Annotated in this window: 18 protein-coding genes and 1 tRNA gene; 6 read left to right on the top strand and 13 right to left on the bottom strand. The window is 35.6% G+C overall.

Going from position 1 to position 15,506, the window contains the following annotated elements; genetic code table 11:
* Positions 1 to 15 precede the first annotated feature (15 nt).
* Genes DNJ77_RS05955 through minC form a run of 9 tightly spaced genes read right to left on the bottom strand, consistent with a single transcriptional unit; the run spans position 16 to position 5,245 of the window.
* Complete coding sequence (locus DNJ77_RS05955; RefSeq protein WP_116964082.1) at positions 16 to 270, bottom strand: BolA family protein; 255 nt, start codon at positions 268 to 270, stop codon at positions 16 to 18.
* A gap of 16 nt (positions 271 to 286) precedes the next feature.
* A complete protein-coding gene (locus DNJ77_RS05950; protein ID WP_116964081.1) occupies positions 287 to 601 on the bottom strand; it encodes an STAS domain-containing protein in 315 nt (104 codons plus the stop codon).
* Complete coding sequence (locus DNJ77_RS05945; protein ID WP_116964080.1) at positions 576 to 1,262, bottom strand: MlaC/ttg2D family ABC transporter substrate-binding protein; 687 nt, start codon at positions 1,260 to 1,262, stop codon at positions 576 to 578. Before DNJ77_RS05945 ends, DNJ77_RS05950 begins: the two co-directional genes overlap by 26 nt.
* Complete coding sequence (gene mlaD / locus DNJ77_RS05940; protein WP_116964079.1) at positions 1,262 to 1,759, bottom strand: outer membrane lipid asymmetry maintenance protein MlaD; 498 nt, start codon at positions 1,757 to 1,759, stop codon at positions 1,262 to 1,264. Before mlaD ends, DNJ77_RS05945 begins: the two co-directional genes overlap by 1 nt.
* Before the next feature lie 4 nt (positions 1,760 to 1,763).
* A complete protein-coding gene (gene mlaE, locus DNJ77_RS05935) occupies positions 1,764 to 2,534 on the bottom strand; it encodes a lipid asymmetry maintenance ABC transporter permease subunit MlaE (RefSeq protein WP_116964078.1) in 771 nt (256 codons plus the stop codon).
* A 12-nt stretch (positions 2,535 to 2,546) separates the two neighbouring features.
* Entirely contained in the window at positions 2,547 to 3,347 is an 801-nt protein-coding gene (locus DNJ77_RS05930; protein ID WP_116964077.1) for an ABC transporter ATP-binding protein, read from the bottom strand.
* Positions 3,347 to 3,646, bottom strand: a complete 300-nt coding sequence (gene minE, locus DNJ77_RS05925; protein WP_116964076.1) for a cell division topological specificity factor MinE — start codon at positions 3,644 to 3,646, stop codon at positions 3,347 to 3,349. Before minE ends, DNJ77_RS05930 begins: the two co-directional genes overlap by 1 nt.
* 1 nt (position 3,647) lies before the next feature.
* Positions 3,648 to 4,511, bottom strand: coding sequence for a septum site-determining protein MinD (gene minD / locus DNJ77_RS05920; protein ID WP_476702589.1), 864 nt, complete (start codon positions 4,509 to 4,511; stop codon positions 3,648 to 3,650).
* Between the two features lie 50 nt (positions 4,512 to 4,561).
* A complete protein-coding gene (gene minC, locus DNJ77_RS05915; protein WP_116964075.1) occupies positions 4,562 to 5,245 on the bottom strand; it encodes a septum site-determining protein MinC in 684 nt (227 codons plus the stop codon).
* A gap of 128 nt (positions 5,246 to 5,373) precedes the next feature.
* Between minC and DNJ77_RS05910 the strand changes: the two genes are divergently transcribed.
* Genes DNJ77_RS05910 through fmt form a run of 3 tightly spaced genes read left to right on the top strand, consistent with a single transcriptional unit; the run spans position 5,374 to position 7,848 of the window.
* Positions 5,374 to 6,390 (top strand): FecCD family ABC transporter permease, encoded by a 1,017-nt coding sequence (locus DNJ77_RS05910; RefSeq protein ID WP_157966615.1) that lies wholly within the window; start codon positions 5,374 to 5,376, stop codon positions 6,388 to 6,390.
* 37 nt (positions 6,391 to 6,427) lie between these two features.
* A complete protein-coding gene (gene fvfA, locus DNJ77_RS05905) occupies positions 6,428 to 6,886 on the top strand; it encodes a Francisella virulence factor A (protein WP_116964073.1) in 459 nt (152 codons plus the stop codon).
* 2 nt (positions 6,887 to 6,888) lie between these two features.
* Positions 6,889 to 7,848, top strand: coding sequence for a methionyl-tRNA formyltransferase (gene fmt / locus DNJ77_RS05900; RefSeq protein WP_116964072.1), 960 nt, complete (start codon positions 6,889 to 6,891; stop codon positions 7,846 to 7,848).
* 166 nt (positions 7,849 to 8,014) lie between these two features.
* Here the strand turns inward: fmt and DNJ77_RS05895 are convergent, their stop codons facing one another.
* A complete protein-coding gene (locus tag DNJ77_RS05895) occupies positions 8,015 to 8,737 on the bottom strand; it encodes a UDP-2,3-diacylglucosamine diphosphatase (RefSeq protein WP_116964071.1) in 723 nt (240 codons plus the stop codon).
* A gap of 87 nt (positions 8,738 to 8,824) precedes the next feature.
* Here DNJ77_RS05895 and hldE point away from each other — a divergent pair, with 87 nt between their 5' ends.
* Positions 8,825 to 10,243 carry a bifunctional D-glycero-beta-D-manno-heptose-7-phosphate kinase/D-glycero-beta-D-manno-heptose 1-phosphate adenylyltransferase HldE gene (gene hldE, locus DNJ77_RS05890; protein WP_116964070.1) on the top strand — a complete coding sequence of 473 codons (1,419 nt, stop codon included), beginning with the start codon at positions 8,825 to 8,827 and terminating at the stop codon, positions 10,241 to 10,243.
* Between the two features lie 14 nt (positions 10,244 to 10,257).
* Positions 10,258 to 11,631 carry a UDP-N-acetylmuramate:L-alanyl-gamma-D-glutamyl-meso-diaminopimelate ligase gene (mpl, locus tag DNJ77_RS05885; RefSeq protein ID WP_116964069.1) on the top strand — a complete coding sequence of 458 codons (1,374 nt, stop codon included), beginning with the start codon at positions 10,258 to 10,260 and terminating at the stop codon, positions 11,629 to 11,631.
* 47 nt (positions 11,632 to 11,678) lie between these two features.
* Here the strand turns inward: mpl and DNJ77_RS05880 are convergent, their stop codons facing one another.
* The 3 genes from DNJ77_RS05880 to DNJ77_RS05870 all read right to left on the bottom strand — a co-directional run bounded on the left by DNJ77_RS05880 (position 11,679) and on the right by DNJ77_RS05870 (position 14,353).
* Complete coding sequence (locus DNJ77_RS05880; RefSeq protein ID WP_116964068.1) at positions 11,679 to 13,862, bottom strand: UvrD-helicase domain-containing protein; 2,184 nt, start codon at positions 13,860 to 13,862, stop codon at positions 11,679 to 11,681.
* A gap of 3 nt (positions 13,863 to 13,865) precedes the next feature.
* The gene (locus DNJ77_RS05875; RefSeq protein WP_116964067.1) at positions 13,866 to 14,147 is read right to left on the bottom strand and encodes a superinfection immunity protein; all 282 of its coding nucleotides are present in this window, start codon (positions 14,145 to 14,147) and stop codon (positions 13,866 to 13,868) included.
* A 130-nt stretch (positions 14,148 to 14,277) separates the two neighbouring features.
* Positions 14,278 to 14,353, bottom strand: a tRNA-Lys gene (locus DNJ77_RS05870).
* 41 nt (positions 14,354 to 14,394) lie between these two features.
* Here DNJ77_RS05870 and DNJ77_RS05865 point away from each other — a divergent pair.
* Positions 14,395 to 14,943 carry a GspH/FimT family protein gene (locus DNJ77_RS05865; protein ID WP_116964066.1) on the top strand — a complete coding sequence of 183 codons (549 nt, stop codon included), beginning with the start codon at positions 14,395 to 14,397 and terminating at the stop codon, positions 14,941 to 14,943.
* Positions 14,944 to 15,506 lie beyond the last annotated feature (563 nt).

Raw genomic sequence — 15,506 nt, 5'->3', positions numbered from 1 at the left:
CCAAATTAGTTTAAATTAAGTGTTTTGTGCTTGCGCCCATTTTTCTGGAGTGTAGGTTTTCATAGCAATAGCATGCAATTCACCTGATTTGATATATTGATCTATTGCAGTATAAACAATCTGTTGCTGTTTGACTTTGCTTAATACAGTATTAAATAATTCGCTAATAATAGTAGCACTGAAATGGACATTATCATCGCTTTCAACGATTGCGATTGTATTGTGACCAAGTTTTTGTTCGATACATGTTTTGAGTTCATTGGTAGTCATAAAGCCTCTCTTGAATTTATATAGGTTGTGCTAAAAAAGGTTGGAATAATTTATCCAAATTATGGACTTTAATGAGTGATTGTGCATTTTCAAGCATAAAATTCTTAAATAGAAGTTTAATGTTTTTTTTGCGACAAAGATGGATAATTTTTAAAAGTAATGCAATACCTGCACTGTCAATCTGGGTGATATTAGCTAGATCAATAATCAATACATTGGAAACAAAGTTCTTAAAAGTGCACGTAATTTTTTTTTCAATTTCACTAACATTAGTCACAGTTAGAATTCCTGATAGTTGCCAACTATCAGGACTTTTTATCAATAAGCTCATTATTCTTTTTCTCTATTGCTAAGTTAATATCTTTTAAATTTTTGTGGTCTTTAAATTGTGCTCTAAAGTTATCCAATATACTGACACCTGCTACGGATAGGTCGTAGATCTTCCATTGAGGTATATCTTCTTCTTTATTTGATTTATTGCTAACCTTTAACAACTTAATTAATAAATCAGATGAGGCATGATTTTGCAAATTAATAATTTTACCTGTTACAATGATTAGGCGTTGCCCTTGCCAAGAGTCATTGCTAAATGGAAGAATTTGAATGTCATAATTTTCAGCTTGAGCGATATTTTCAGCATAAGAATAAGCGAGCATTTGAGTAATTTTAGTGATAAATTGTTGCTGCTCTTCTTTGCTTGCAGATTGCCAGCGTTCGCGTCCAATTAAAAGCTGCGCAATCACATCTATGGCTAACAATGGTATGATCTTATTGTCAATTAGTTTGATTAGCGCTTCGGGATCTTGGCTTAGTGTGTTCTTTGAGTCAATCAAAATTTTTTGAGTGCTGACAATCGAGTTTTGAAGGAGGTCAACGGGATTTTGAATTTGATTTACTTGTGAATTTGTTGAGGGTATATGATTGGCAAAGCTAGGATGAATGTGTATTAATAGTATTGTACTGCACAGTAAAAAAATATTTTTTTTAAACATTATTTTTTATCTCCTGAAGCTGAAATAAAGGTGTTAATCAATGAGTTTAGATTAATGGCTGATGAAGTATTAGACAATTCTATTGTGCTACCGTTTTGTAGATATTTACTTTCATAAAAATCTGGTAAATCAAGCTGAGAAGGTTGGAGTGAAATAAAACTCTCACCTAATATCCCACTGGTATCAATTGAAGCAGAATAACTACTTGGAATTTGATTGTGTTGTTTATTAATGCTTAGTATTACATTGGCGATAAATCCGCTATAGCTAGGTTTAAGGCTAATTGATTCGACTTTGCCAATTTCGACTCCAGCAATCCGTACAGCAGCACCTGACCTTAAACTGCCTATATTTTGAAACTGAGCATTAATTCTATAAACATTCTTATTAAGTTCTGTCAAAGATAAACCACTGACTTTGAGCGCCATAAATACAAGCGTGATGATGCCGCACAGCACAAAAATACCAACCAGTAGTTCGTATGATTTTTTATACATCTTGTTAAACTCCTTTGAACATAAGAACAGTCATTAAAAAGTCTAATCCTAAGACTGTTAAGGAGGAATAGACAACAGTTTTTGTCGTAGCTTTAGCGATACCAGCTGAATTGGCATGACAAGCATAGCCTTGATAAAGTGAGACAATTGCAATGGCGACTCCAAAAACAATACTTTTTGCAATACCATTTAAGACATCATCGTAAAATAAAACAGATGCTTGCATATTGCTCCAAAAAGTGCCGCTGAAAAGCCCAAGTAGTTTTACACCAATTAAGTAGCCACCCCAAATTGAGATTGTACAAAAAAATAGATTTAAAATGGGCACACTAATCACACATGCCCAAAATCTAGGTGTTAACACAAAACGCACAGGATCAACACCCATCATATTTAAACTGGCTAATTGTTCAGTTGCTTTCATAAGTCCAACCTCAGATGTCAATGCACTACCTGCGCGTCCTGCAAATAAAAGGGCGGTAACGACAGGACCAAGCTCACGAATAATACTTAGTGCAACCATAGGACCTAATGCAGATTCAGCACTGAATTTTGCTAATGTATAAAAACCTTGTAGTCCTAAAACAAAACCGATAAACAAGGCAGAAACCAGGATAATTAAAACAGAGCTTACACCAACGTAATAAGTTTGCGTGATGATGTTACGAATATTGCTGCGTCCACAAATTATTTCAATTGTAAGTAAAATTGATTGCCCAATTTTTGCTGTTATATTTAAAGACGTTCGACCAAGTGCTTGGATGAGTTTAAGCATAGTTTTTTCCCATCATTTTAACGTTGCAAGGAAGTCAGGTGCAGGATAATCAAAGGCAACAGGGCCATTGATGTTACCCGTTAAGAATTGTGATACAAAACGATCATTACTATTACGAATAGATAATGACGAACCTTCGATTGCAACTTTCTGATTAGCAACAATAATAACATGATCAGCAATACTCATGACTTCATCAATATCGTGTGAGACAATGACCGATGTCATACGAAGCGCATCATTTAACCTTTTAATAAGTCTGAGGATGACCTTAAGGGAAATGGGATCCTGACCAGTAAATGGTTCATCATATAACATAAGCTCAGGATCAAGTGCAATAGCGCGTGCCAGTGCCACTCGTCTTGCCATGCCGCCTGATAATTCGCTTGGCATCATATCAATTGTTCCTCTTAACCCAACAGATTGTAGTTTCATAAGCACTAGATTATGAATTAAATCCTCACTTAAATTGCTGTTTTGTCTTAATGGGAAGGCCACATTATCGAAAACTGATAACTGAGTGAATAAAGCACCTGATTGGAATAAAACGCCCATTTTTTTACGAAGCGCTAGCAGTTCTTTTTTATTAAGGGTTTTTACAGTTTGATTTAAAACTTGGATGTTACCGCTATTGGCTTTTATTAATCGTCCAATAAGATGTAAAAGTGTTGTTTTTCCTGTACCAGATGGACCAAGTATAGCCGTAATTTTACCTTTTGGAATCGTGCACGATAAGTCCTTATAAATACATTTATCACCGCGATAAAAAGAAACGTGCTCAAAAGAAACGGCGTAGTTTTGATGAGTTGACATTATGTGTTTATTTGCTGTTTCAACTGTTTGCTTTCTTCAGGAATAGTAACGTTTAATTCCAGTACTGAGCAATCCCCTTGATCATCGACCTCAATTTTGATGTCTTTGGGGTCAACATGAACATACTTTTTGAGCACTTCCAGAATTTCCTCTTGAAGTTTGGTAATGAATGCGGGTTTATTGCTTTTACCACTTAGCTCATTGCGTTGGTGGGCAACAATAATTTGTAGGCGCTCTTTGGCAATATGTGCGCTATTTTTTTCAACGCGCTTATTTTTGAAATAATTTAAAAACCCCATGTTATTTTCCTCCAAATAAACGCTTTAAAAAGTTTTGCTTTTCAGGAGTAATAAAGCGAAGTGGTTTGTCGTGACCCAAAAAACGATCAATGGCATCTAAGTAAGCTTGACCTGCTTCACTGTCTTGATAAGCAGTGACAGGTACTCCAGAATTAGAAGCTTGAAGCACAGTTTTAGACTCAGGGATTACGCCAAGTAATGGAATTGATAACACATCTTTAACGTCATCAAGTGATAACATTTCGCCTTGACTTACACGTTGAGGATCATAGCGTGTGATCAAAAGCTTTGCTTCAACAGATTCCCCTTTTTCTTTGGCTTTTTTGGTTTTACTGGCAAGTACACCAATAATTCGATCTGAGTCACGCACTGAAGAAACCTCTGGATTTGTGACAACGATCGCCTTATCAGCATAGTACATAGCCATTAATGCACCTTTTTCAATACCTGCGGGTGAATCACAAATAACGTAATCAAATGTTTCATGTAACTCATTCATGATTTCTTCCAGCCCTGACTCAGTCAAGGCATCTTTGTCTCGCGTTTGTGAAGCAGGTAATATAAATAAATTCTCTGAGCGCTTATCCTTAATCAAGGTTTGATTAATATTAGATTCTTTATTGATAAGGCTAATTAAATCGTAAACTACTCGGCGCTCACACCCCATAACAAGATCTAAATTGCGTAGTCCAACGTCAAAGTCGATTACGACTGTTTTAAAGCCTTTCATTGCGAGTCCTAATGAAATTGCTGCACTTGTTGTAGTTTTGCCGACACCACCTTTACCAGAGGTGATAACAACAGTAGTGGCGCGCTTTTTATCTTTTGTTTCTTTTATGCCCGTTTGTTTGGATTCTTTGCTCACAATATTTAATCCTTGATTCAATTACACTTTGATTTGGGAAGACCCATCTTCTAAATCTGGCTGACCATGATTGTACCGTCTTTTAACTGGATTTGATAGCCATTATTATTGTTATTAAGGGGCGCAACCGGTTCCTCAAATATTTTATATTGCCCTGCTATAGAAACAAGATCTGCTTCTAATTTGTGACAAAAGATACGCGCATTGGTATTTCCTTCTAAGCCTGCAATTGCACGTCCCCGTAATGTACCATAAACGTGAATATTACCACTAGCTAGCAACTCAGCACCAGGGCTCACCGAGGATAAGACGATTAAATCACCGTTTTGAGAGATCACTTGCTGACCTGATCGAATTCTTGTCTCAACGATTTTATGCTGTAGTACATGGGATTTATTGGCTGAAACAATCGGAGCAGGGACATTTTTTCCTTCTTTAAAAACAGGAAAGCCATATGCTTGCAGGGCTTCATTAAGTGTATTATCTGGCAACCTAAATCCAACTGGCAGAAGTGTGTGTTTTTTGAGCATATCGGTTAAGGATTGAATAAACTCAAGTTTTACAGTTTGTGGTAAAGCAGTTAGCTCAATGACCATGGGCGTATTGTTAAAAAATTGTGGTGCCTGTTTTATTTTTGTCGTAATCTGTTTTTCAATTTCATCAAGATCGGTACTGAGTATTTGCAAAACACTAAGCGTAAAAAGACTTCCCTTGATTTGAAAAGTTGCAGGCATGGTTTTTATCCTTGTTAAATTAAAATAATAGTCACTATGATAAAACGTATCGATTTTATAACGAATCTTATACCAATTATCAAGATAATTGATGATATTTGTACAAAGTTAGCGAGAGGGTAAATAAGGTGTGTCAAGCTTTTGATCAAAATAAGTCACATTGGGTTAATTGGGGATTAGCGATTTTATTATCGTTACTATTTAGTACTTTAAGTCTTAGTTGGTGGTTATTTAATACAAAGGTCATTGATATAGCGTTAGCAAAAGAGATATTTTGGCAATATCAGCTTATTATTTGGTGTGCCGCTGTTATAGTTGGTGGTGCGCTTGGGATGAGTGGAGCTGTTTTACAAGTGGTATTAAGAAATCCACTTGCAGATGTAAGTATTTTAGGTATCTTATCAGGTAGCCAGTTTGTAGGGCTCTTGCTGCTTTTTATACTACCAAGTTACATCAGCCGTTTGAGTTATTACTCTTATGCTTTGTTTCTAACTGCTTGTGTTATTGGTGCCATGTTAGTTCTATTATTATTTATGTTGGTAATTTTCACTCAAAAGAGCTTAACAAATATAACTGTTATCATTTTTCTAGGAGTTGGAATTTCTGCTGTTTTTAGTGCTTTAACAGCACTTATTATGAGTTTTAGCCGTGCCGAAACCTTGCAACAAATAACCTTATGGCAGTTTGGTGGTTTTCTAAATGTATCGTGGTTACAGCTAACGTTACTTATTTTAGTTAGCTGTGTGTTCTTTGCTTTTGCAATCAAAAATCATCAGGCTTTTGATATGTTAAGTTTAGGAGAGACTGAAGCGATGTTAATGGGAGTAGACGTTAAGCGTTTACTCGTTTGGTTAGTAATTACATTAGCTTTTTTAGTTGCCTGTATTGTATCAATTGCAGGTCCAATTGCTTTTTTAGGTTTAGCGGCACCCCATATTGCAAGGTTTTTGCTATCAACCAATAAAATGAAAGTCTTACTTATAGCGAGTTTTTTATGTGGTGCTAGTTTGATGTTGATCAGTCAATGGTTGTCACAAAGCATTGCTTATCCCATGATTATTCCAGTTGGTATTATCACTGCGTTACTTGGAGCACCATTTTTAGTTTTTTTAGTTATTCGTGAGCTAAAGACAAATGGTGTATAAAACATAATAGATTGTATTAATAATCTTATGTTATGATATGCGCAAATTAAGAGATGAACGTGATTTAAATTTTTTTATGAGTCGGTTGCAGCAAAATATTATTTATGCAGGGATTGTGATTGCCGTTATTGGATTTTTTTGGGCAGTTGTACCTAAAAAGCAATATGAGTCGCAGGGGGTATATTTGCCACAAACAACGGAAATTTATAGTACAGTTGATGCAAAGATCGTGCAATTTTACGCATCAGAGAGCATGAATTTACGGAAAGCCGTTCCAGTTGTAACAGGCTTTAACGAATCGCCAATTGGTATTATCCGGGTGGACACACATTATACAAGTAAAAAAGAAATCCAATCGTCTTGTGAGCAAAACGTACAAAAAGCTAAAATGCTTGCCGCACAGCATGGTGTAACCAAAGTGATTGGAAATTGTGTGGTTTCTGGCAATACAGGACCTTTGGATGGTGCTAACCTTTATGCTTATGCCTATCATTAACTATGAATCCACAAAATAAAGGTAAAAATTTACGGATTGTATTTGCTGGTACGCCTGAAATCTCAGCAACCGTTCTAAATAACTTAATTGGTCAAAACTATAATATTGTTGGAGTGTTTACCCAGCCAGATCGTGTTAAAGGTCGTGGTAAAAAGTTGCAAGCTTCAGCTGTAAAAGAACTGGCTTTAACACATAATATTCCTGTTTTCCAACCTATCTCATTTAATAAAGAACCTCAAGCGATTGATGATTTGCAAAATTTACAAGCCGATGTGATGGTAGTTATTGCTTATGGATTACTGCTGCCTAGGGTGGTTTTAGATGTTCCAAAGTATGGCTGTATAAATATTCACGTTTCATTGCTGCCTAAATGGCGGGGAGCTGCTCCTATTCAGCGAGCAATTGAAGCAGGTGATACAAAGACAGGTATTACGATTATGCAAATGGATGAGGGCTTAGATACGGGTGATATTTTGCATGTGGTTGAAACCCCCATCTTAAAAGAAGATGATAGTCAAACCTTGCATGATCGATTAGCAAAACTTTCAGTTCCAGCGATTTATGAAGTGTTTTCTCAAATTGCCAGTGGAACACTCCACTCACAAAAACAGCCTGAGGATGCAACGTATGCACGTAAACTCACAAAAGAGGAAGGATTAATTGACTTTAATAACACCGTTCAACAAATTGATTGTAAAGTTCGTGCATTTAGCCCTTGGCCAAGTGCATATATTAAGCTTGATAATGAACAAGTGAAAATTTCGGATATTCAAGTGTTTAAAGAAAAAGCAAGTAGTGCCATAGGTACTATTTTAAGTGTAGATAAGTCTGGCTTAAAAGTGCAGGCTTGTAATGGTGTAATCAACATTGGCTCACTCCAATTTCCGGGAAAGAAAATGTTGTCAATTGCAAGTATATTAAATGGTAAAGATTTAGGCTTTCTTATTGGCAAAAAATTATGAGTCACTTTATTTATTAATAAATAGATTAATTATTTTTTTGATCTGCCAACGTACGTCTAATAGTGGGAAAAAACGTGATCATCTTGTGCTTGTTATTCACCTGAAAATAATACTAACACTTATTGTAAAAATATTACCCTTGATTTCCACCACTTTTAAAGTGAAACTACTTTTTAAAATAACGCAATAGGTGAATGTTACAGTGCCTGTCAATATGAACATAACTTGCATTTTTAAACCAATCACCAAGCACATAACGTATATAGTTTTGTTGATGATGAATGTTGAATAAGTGCGTGTGTCCATGAATGAGAGTTTTATGTTTACCAAGGTATTTTTGAATGCCTTTTTCAGTGACATCAATAACTTTATACTTTGCGTTTTTTTTGTGGCTTGTTATGCGTATGCCTTTTGCAAGTTTTTCCCTTAATCGAAGTGGTAATCGTAGATAAAGCCACTGGATGAGTTTGTTGCGTACAATTTTGCGAAAAATTTGATAGCTTTTATCATCAGTACATAGCAAATCACCATGCATCAATAAAATAGTTATTTTGGAGAGTACAAGGACATGTGGATCACTTACAAGTGTTATTTTGGCACGTTTTGCAAAACGTTGACCAATTAAAAAATCGCGATTACCAGACATGAAATAAATTTGAAGTCCACTGTCATGTGCATGAGCCAATAGATCAGCAATATGCAGATTAAAAGGTGAGATAGCATCATCTCCAATCCAATAATCAAAAAAATCTCCGAGGATATATAGGGAATTGTCCTTATTTGTGATATCTGCTAAAAAGCGTTCAAATAGAGCAGTAGCTTGCACTCTAACCTCACTTAAGTGCAAGTCAGCAATAATATAGTAATTTTTTTTATTTTCTTTATTCATCTTTGCACTTTACGGTAACAAGGCTGTGCTTTTGATGGGATTTAGTATAACATCTAACATATTAAGAAGACGATAAAAACAAGATGAATGCAAAGTAATTTACAAAAAGCACGTGTGCTTGTTGTGGGGGATGCGATGCTTGATCGCTATTATTATGGAACAACTGAGCGCATTTCTCCTGAAGCGCCTGTACCAGTTGTCCATGTAAAAACCATTCAAGATCGAGCAGGTGGAGCAGGAAATGTGGCACTCAACATCTCAGCATTATCAGGGATGGCTGGAATTTGTGCGATCGTGGGTAAAGACGAACCAGCACGCATTTTGTGTGATTTTTTAACAAAGAAATCTATTAAGACACATCTTATTGAAACCCATTTGCCAACGATTACTAAGTTACGCATACTTTCACAAAAACAACAGTTATTAAGGCTGGACTTTGAAGAAGGATTTTCAAAAATCGATGAAACATTGTTATTAGATGCTGTAGAAAAAGCTGCTGATCAATACAATGTAATGATTTTATCAGATTATGGTAAAGGGACGTTATACAATACAAAAGCCTTAATTGAACTTGCTAAAAGAAAAAATATGGCGGTTTTAGTTGACCCTAAAGGTCATGACTTTAGCATTTATGAAGGAGCAACATTGATCACCCCTAATCGCAAAGAATTTGAAGCTGTGGTAGGAAAGTGTATAACTGAGGATGAATTGATTTCAAAAGCGTATGCACTTATTAAGCGATGTAAGCTTGATGGGCTTTTAATTACTCGTAGTGAAGAAGGTATGACGCTTGTGCTTAATAGTGGTGCAGCCAAAAGCATTCCAACCGTGGCACGAGAAGTTTTTGATGTAACAGGTGCGGGAGATACCGTTATTGCAGTAATGGCGATGGGCTTATCGTGTGGTTATGATTTTGAGTCATCAATGCGTTTGGCAAATGCCGCAGCAGGTGTGGTTGTTGGTAAAGTTGGTACAGCAACACTAAGCGCACAAGAGCTTCATGATTCACTTCATGCTCAAACAACTGTTAATAAAGGTATTATCACTCAAGATGCGCTCAAACAAGCTATGCGTGAAGTACGCTTACAAGGTGAGAAAGTAGTCATGACCAATGGTTGTTTTGATATCTTACATGCAGGGCATGTTGAGTATTTACAAAAAGCGCGTGCTTTAGGAGATCGATTAATCGTTGCTGTCAATAGTGATGAGTCAGTTAAACGTTTAAAAGGTGAGAATCGCCCTGTCGTTAATTTACAATTTCGTATGGAAGTATTGGCGGCGCTATCTTGTGTAGATTGGGTAGTGGCGTTTAATGAAGATACCCCTGAGCGTATTATTAGTGAGCTACTGCCAGATATTTTAGTCAAAGGCGCAGACTATGAAATACATGAAATAGCAGGCGCCAAAGAAGTATTGGCTGTAGGTGGAGAAGTAAAGACCATCACACTTAAGCCAAATCACTCTAGTTCATCAATTATTCATAAAATTCAATCATCAAAAGTTTAAGGTAATATAACAGTATGAAGCATGTTCATATTTTAGGAATTTGCGGGACGTTTATGGGTGCCTTAGCGGTCTTGGCACGCCAAAAAGGTTATCATGTAACAGGTAGTGATCACAACGTTTACCCTCCTATGAGCACTTATCTTGAATTGCAAGGCATTCAAATTATGCAAGGTTATGATTATGATATCACTTCGCTTAAGTTAGACGAGGTAATCGTTGGTAATACCATGCGTCGTGGTATGCCAATTGTTGAGACGCTATTAAACAGTGAGCTGCAATATTATTCAGCACCTAGTTGGCTTTATAATGAAGTTCTTAAAACGAAAAAGGTCATCGCTGTGTCAGGTACTCATGGCAAAACCACAACCACGTCATTAATTGTTAAATTATTAGATGATGCGGATCTTAACCCTGGTTTTCTAATTGGTGGGATCAGTCAGGATTTTGGTGTGTCATCCCGTTTAACTGATTCTGAAATTTTTGTAATAGAGGCTGATGAATACGACACAACTTTTTTTGATAAGCGCTCTAAATTCATACATTATCATCCTGATATTCTAACGATTAATAACCTTGAGTTTGACCATGCGGATATTTTCAATAGCATGGATGACATATATCGGCAATTTCATTATCTATTTAGAATGATGCCAGGTAAGGCAAGCATTATCTATCCACAGGATGATCAGAATATTGCTCATTTATTAACGATGGGCGTATGGTCAAATAAATTACCAATAAAAAATCAAATTTTAGATATTAAACCCATTAATGCTGATTATAGTGAGTTTGTATTGAGTGATAATGATAAATGTCATTTAATCAAGTGGTCAATGTTGGGTGAACATAATGCAAAAAATGCGCTTATGGCTTATACAGTTGCAAAGTGTATTGACATTTCATTTGATAAAATACAAGCTAGTTTTGCGAACTTTAAAGGTGTTAAAAGACGTTTAGAATGTATTTATCAAGACCATTATTGTGCTATTTATGATGATTTTGCCCATCATCCAACAGCAGTGAAACATACTTTACAAGCGCTAAAAGCCAAAGCTTCAGATGCGCAAAAGGTAGTGGCTATTTTAGAAGCTAGATCCAATACAATGAAAATGGGTGCTCAAGAAAAAGACCTAATTCAAGCATTAAAATTTGCTGATGAAGTATGGTTCTATCAAAATACTAACATGCAGTGGCAGGCAAGATCCCATCAAAGTGAGACTTTTTTAGTATTTGACCAAATCGAAGATATCGTTAAGGTCTTTGAAAAAAGTTATAAAAGTCCTTTATTTAAGCATTTTGTGATTATGAGTAATGGGGGATTTGAAAATTTGCATCAACGCTTATTGCAAAAAGCAGTAGTAGTTGTTACTCACTCAAATTCATTTTGAAACGTTGCATGGTTTTACAAAACAACTGATTTTGCAACTGGTATTGGCTATAATTTCATAAGCTTTGCCATTTTAGCCAACAATACCTTTTTTCCCTCTCCAGCTTTAAAGTCCACATGGTAGCAAAGGTTATCACCTTCACCTTCAAGCTTAAGTATCACCCCAATTCCAAATTTTGTGTGATTGATAAATTCACCTATTTTAAATTCTGCTTCTGTATTTTGCTCTTTGACAAAATCAAACGGTGAAATGCCAAAGCCCATTGTTTTTTCCAATTTTTCTGGTTTGCGATTTCGAACATATTGTAAATATTCTTTGGGAATTTCCTGTAAAAAACGCGACTTGATCTGATAACTCATGTCACCATATTGATGACGTATCTTACAATAGCTTAATGTTAGATGACGCATGGCTCGCGTGATTCCCACATAACAAAGCCTACGTTCTTCTGCTAGTTTATCAACGACTTCAACTGAACGTGATGATGGAAATAAGCCGTCTTCTAATCCTGAAATGAATACATAAGGAAACTCTAATCCTTTTGCCATGTGTAGTGTCATCATTTGTACACTATCGTCATGTTCTGCAGCTTGCATTTCACCTGATTCCAAAACAGCAAAGTTTAAAAACTCCACCAATAGATCTTCTTCTGCCACATCTTCTATAGGAGGTATAAACTCAGCCGCAGCATTAACCAGCTCTTTGAGGTTTTCACATTTTTGCTGTGATTTTTCGGCTTTGCTTTGTTCATGCATAAGCATCAATCCACTGAAATCTATCACATGACGCATTAATGCTCCAAGTTTCATAAGGTTTTTAACAGCAGCCATGTCTTCAATTAAATCTATAAATTTTTGAATTGACGCAGCAGATCGTGTGGGAAGCAACTTACGCTCAATCATTTCACAACTTGCATGCCATAATGACAAATCATGTACGGTTGAGTATTTACGAATACTTTCTATTGTTTTTTGACCAATGCCTCTAGCTGGTAAATTAATCACCCGTTCAAATGCAAGATTATCTACACGCAAAGCAATTAGTCGCATATAGGCCAAAGCATCTTTAATTTCCGCACGATCAAAAAAGCGCATTCCTCCATAAATACGATAGGCAATTCCGGTTTTTAACAGCGCTTCTTCAAGGACACGCGATTGTGCGTTTGAGCGATACAAAACTGAAATATCCGATAACGAAACGTGATGTGTATGATATAAATCATAAATTTTAGCACTAATGTAATCAGCTTCGTCACGCTCATTAAATGCCTCATAAACGGAAATTTTTTCTCCCTTTTCTTTCTCAGACCACAGCATTTTGCCCATCCGTTTAGGATTATTTGCAATCACTGCGTTTGCTGCATCTAATATGATTTGAGTAGAGCGATAATTCTGCTCTAGACGTACGATGCGCACACTTGCCAAATCATCAATAAAGTGTTTGATATTTTCAACCCTAGCTCCTCGCCAACCATAGATAGACTGGTCATCATCTCCAACTGCCATAATGCTATTTGTATCGGATTTCAAAGCCATTAGCCATTTGTATTGAACACTATTAGTGTCTTGAAACTCATCCACTAAAATGTGTTGAAAACGCCGTTGATAATATTGGCTTAATACCATATTTTCTTTAAACAATTCATAAGCATAAAGTAGTAAGTCTGCAAAATCTAATGCATTATTTGCTCTTAAGCGCACTTCATAGACTTGATAAATTTTAATAATTTCGTTATTAAACTCCTCTGTAGGTAAATCAATTGCACGAATACCTTCATCTTTTTTGCCGTTAATAAAGCTTTGTAGATATTTAGGCGGATAAAACTTTTCATCTAAATTTAAACTATGGATAACTTTTTTTATAATTTGCAATTGGTCATCTTGATCTAATACTTTAAATCGTCTGTCAAAACCAAGCTCTGAAGCATGTTGACGTAAGAGTCTATGAGCAATTCCGTGAAATGTGCCAATCCACATACCAACGGTAGAAAAACCAAGTAAATTTTCAATACGTTCTTTCATTTCCCTTGCGGCTTTATTGGTAAAAGTAACTGCCAAAATATTTAATGGTGAAATATTTTTTTCCTGACATAAATAAGCAATTCTATGTGTCAGGACACGTGTTTTTCCACTTCCTGCTCCTGCAAGTATTAAGGCGTTTTCTTGATCAATTAAAACGGCTTCACGCTGTTTTGCATTTAGGGATTGAAGATTTCTGATAAACTCTGACATAACTTAAGCGTGGTAATAATGTTTTTCAATAATTGTAACGTTTGGTTGATAAGCAATTGCTAAAATTAAGCACACTATCCAAATAATGAAAGTAAATCCAAATAGTAAATTCACAACAAAAATTATTATACTGTTTGGATGTTGTTTTTTAAACGCAATGTAGCTAGGTAAAAAATATAAAAGCAATGCTAAAACACCTAATAACACTACTGTTGATAACGGGAAAAAGAATAACACTGCGATAACAATTCCAGCGATGAAAAGTAAATTAAGCAATAAGTGCATAATTATAGCATTCCTTGATTTGTGGAAGATAATCTGATGATATCAAACAAAAGCTTATGATCACAAATTATTTTTGATTTAGCTTTGGAATAATTTTAATAAACTCGCTACACTAAGAGCAGGAAAAAGGTGGTGGGTCGTGCAGGATTCGAACCTGCGACCAACTGGTTAAAAGCCAGCTGCTCTACCGACTGAGCTAACGACCCAAAGCAAAGCACATTATAGGGAATATGGAGCCAATTGCAACATGAAGCATAAAAAAAAGAATAAAAATTTTGGGTTTAGTTTAATTGAGGGGTTAGTGGTAATTATTTTAATTGGAATTATAGTGACTATTGCAATTCCAATGAGTATTGGATCGTTTGGTAGGGCTCACTCAGAAATGTATTTAGATCGTGTTAGAGCGGCGTTAGAATTGGGTCGCATTACAGCAATGTCGGAATCCATGTCCATTTTTTTATGTCCAACTTCAAATGGGACAAACTGTAATACAACTGTGCCAGCAAATAATTGGGGTGCAAATAGATTACTATTATTCACAAGCTCAAGTGGAGAAATTACAACTGTTACGCGTATTGTATCCATACTTGAAGCACCAGGAGCAGGCGATTATCTTTCAAGCAATAAGTCAAATCGCATTGAAATTCAACCAAATGGCCTAACATCAACGGCTTTGAGATTATATTATTGTAGTATTGTTGATGATCAAGGTGCAAATCGTTATACACGTGAATTAATTATTAATTTTGTAGGTAGGGTCAATTTAAATATTTTACCAACTGCACAAAACTGTTGAACATCATCTGAGTTAAGCTACTGTGCTTTACACACGAAGGAAAATTTGCAAAATATTGACTGAACATTATTTTTCTTGATTTCCACAATGTGAGCAAATAGTTTAGTAAAAAAATATTATATTTGATTGGCACAAACAAAGAGTTTTTAAGGATGATTGCGTTAAAATTAAAGCCATTAAGTATGAAAGCATGGCAGGTTGAAATTTAGCTATTTTAGCTTAAGGTTTAGATATAATTGCAAATGCCTACCAAAAAACAGTCATCATCATTTAGATGACTTTAACTTAAATTTATGTTTTAAAATTCTACAAAAACCAATTCTGGCCCTATTTAAATCAAAGAAATCATCGTGTACAGAGAAAAAAGTTAAAAAAGCGATTGACAGTTATTTTTGAGTCCATATAATTACCAGATACCCGCTAAGGAATGTCTAGTAGGGTTTTAAAGGATGTTTGAAAGAGATATGAAGTGTAGATACTTGAATACTTTGAGCGATAGATTTTGTGGATTGTAGTTAGTGTAATGGAGATGGAGTTAGGATGTAGATTTTAATTTCATTGAG

Origin of the sequence: Fastidiosibacter lacustris, from assembly GCF_003428155.1 — a bacterium.
Taxonomy (GTDB): domain Bacteria; phylum Pseudomonadota; class Gammaproteobacteria; order Francisellales; family Francisellaceae; genus Caedibacter; species Caedibacter lacustris.
The sequence above is the reverse complement of the archived record's forward strand: the minus strand, read 5'-3'. Positions and strand labels throughout refer to the sequence as shown.

Coding starts and splice junctions, on each gene's coding strand:
- mpl (WP_116964069.1), top strand. CDS start 10,258: ATGAAGCATGTTCATATTTTAGGAATTTGCGGGACGTTTATGGGTGCC.
- DNJ77_RS05950 (WP_116964081.1), bottom strand. CDS start 601: ATGAGCTTATTGATAAAAAGTCCTGATAGTTGGCAACTATCAGGAATT.
- DNJ77_RS05930 (WP_116964077.1), bottom strand. CDS start 3,347: ATGTCAACTCATCAAAACTACGCCGTTTCTTTTGAGCACGTTTCTTTT.
- minC (WP_116964075.1), bottom strand. CDS start 5,245: ATGCCTGCAACTTTTCAAATCAAGGGAAGTCTTTTTACGCTTAGTGTT.
- mlaE (WP_116964078.1), bottom strand. CDS start 2,534: ATGCTTAAACTCATCCAAGCACTTGGTCGAACGTCTTTAAATATAACA.
- fvfA (WP_116964073.1), top strand. CDS start 6,428: ATGCGCAAATTAAGAGATGAACGTGATTTAAATTTTTTTATGAGTCGG.
- hldE (WP_116964070.1), top strand. CDS start 8,825: ATGCAAAGTAATTTACAAAAAGCACGTGTGCTTGTTGTGGGGGATGCG.
- mlaD (WP_116964079.1), bottom strand. CDS start 1,759: ATGTATAAAAAATCATACGAACTACTGGTTGGTATTTTTGTGCTGTGC.
- DNJ77_RS05955 (WP_116964082.1), bottom strand. CDS start 270: ATGACTACCAATGAACTCAAAACATGTATCGAACAAAAACTTGGTCAC.
- minE (WP_116964076.1), bottom strand. CDS start 3,646: ATGGGGTTTTTAAATTATTTCAAAAATAAGCGCGTTGAAAAAAATAGC.
- DNJ77_RS05875 (WP_116964067.1), bottom strand. CDS start 14,147: ATGCACTTATTGCTTAATTTACTTTTCATCGCTGGAATTGTTATCGCA.
- DNJ77_RS05865 (WP_116964066.1), top strand. CDS start 14,395: ATGAAGCATAAAAAAAAGAATAAAAATTTTGGGTTTAGTTTAATTGAG.
- DNJ77_RS05880 (WP_116964068.1), bottom strand. CDS start 13,862: ATGTCAGAGTTTATCAGAAATCTTCAATCCCTAAATGCAAAACAGCGT.
- fmt (WP_116964072.1), top strand. CDS start 6,889: ATGAATCCACAAAATAAAGGTAAAAATTTACGGATTGTATTTGCTGGT.
- DNJ77_RS05945 (WP_116964080.1), bottom strand. CDS start 1,262: ATGTTTAAAAAAAATATTTTTTTACTGTGCAGTACAATACTATTAATA.
- DNJ77_RS05895 (WP_116964071.1), bottom strand. CDS start 8,737: ATGAATAAAGAAAATAAAAAAAATTACTATATTATTGCTGACTTGCAC.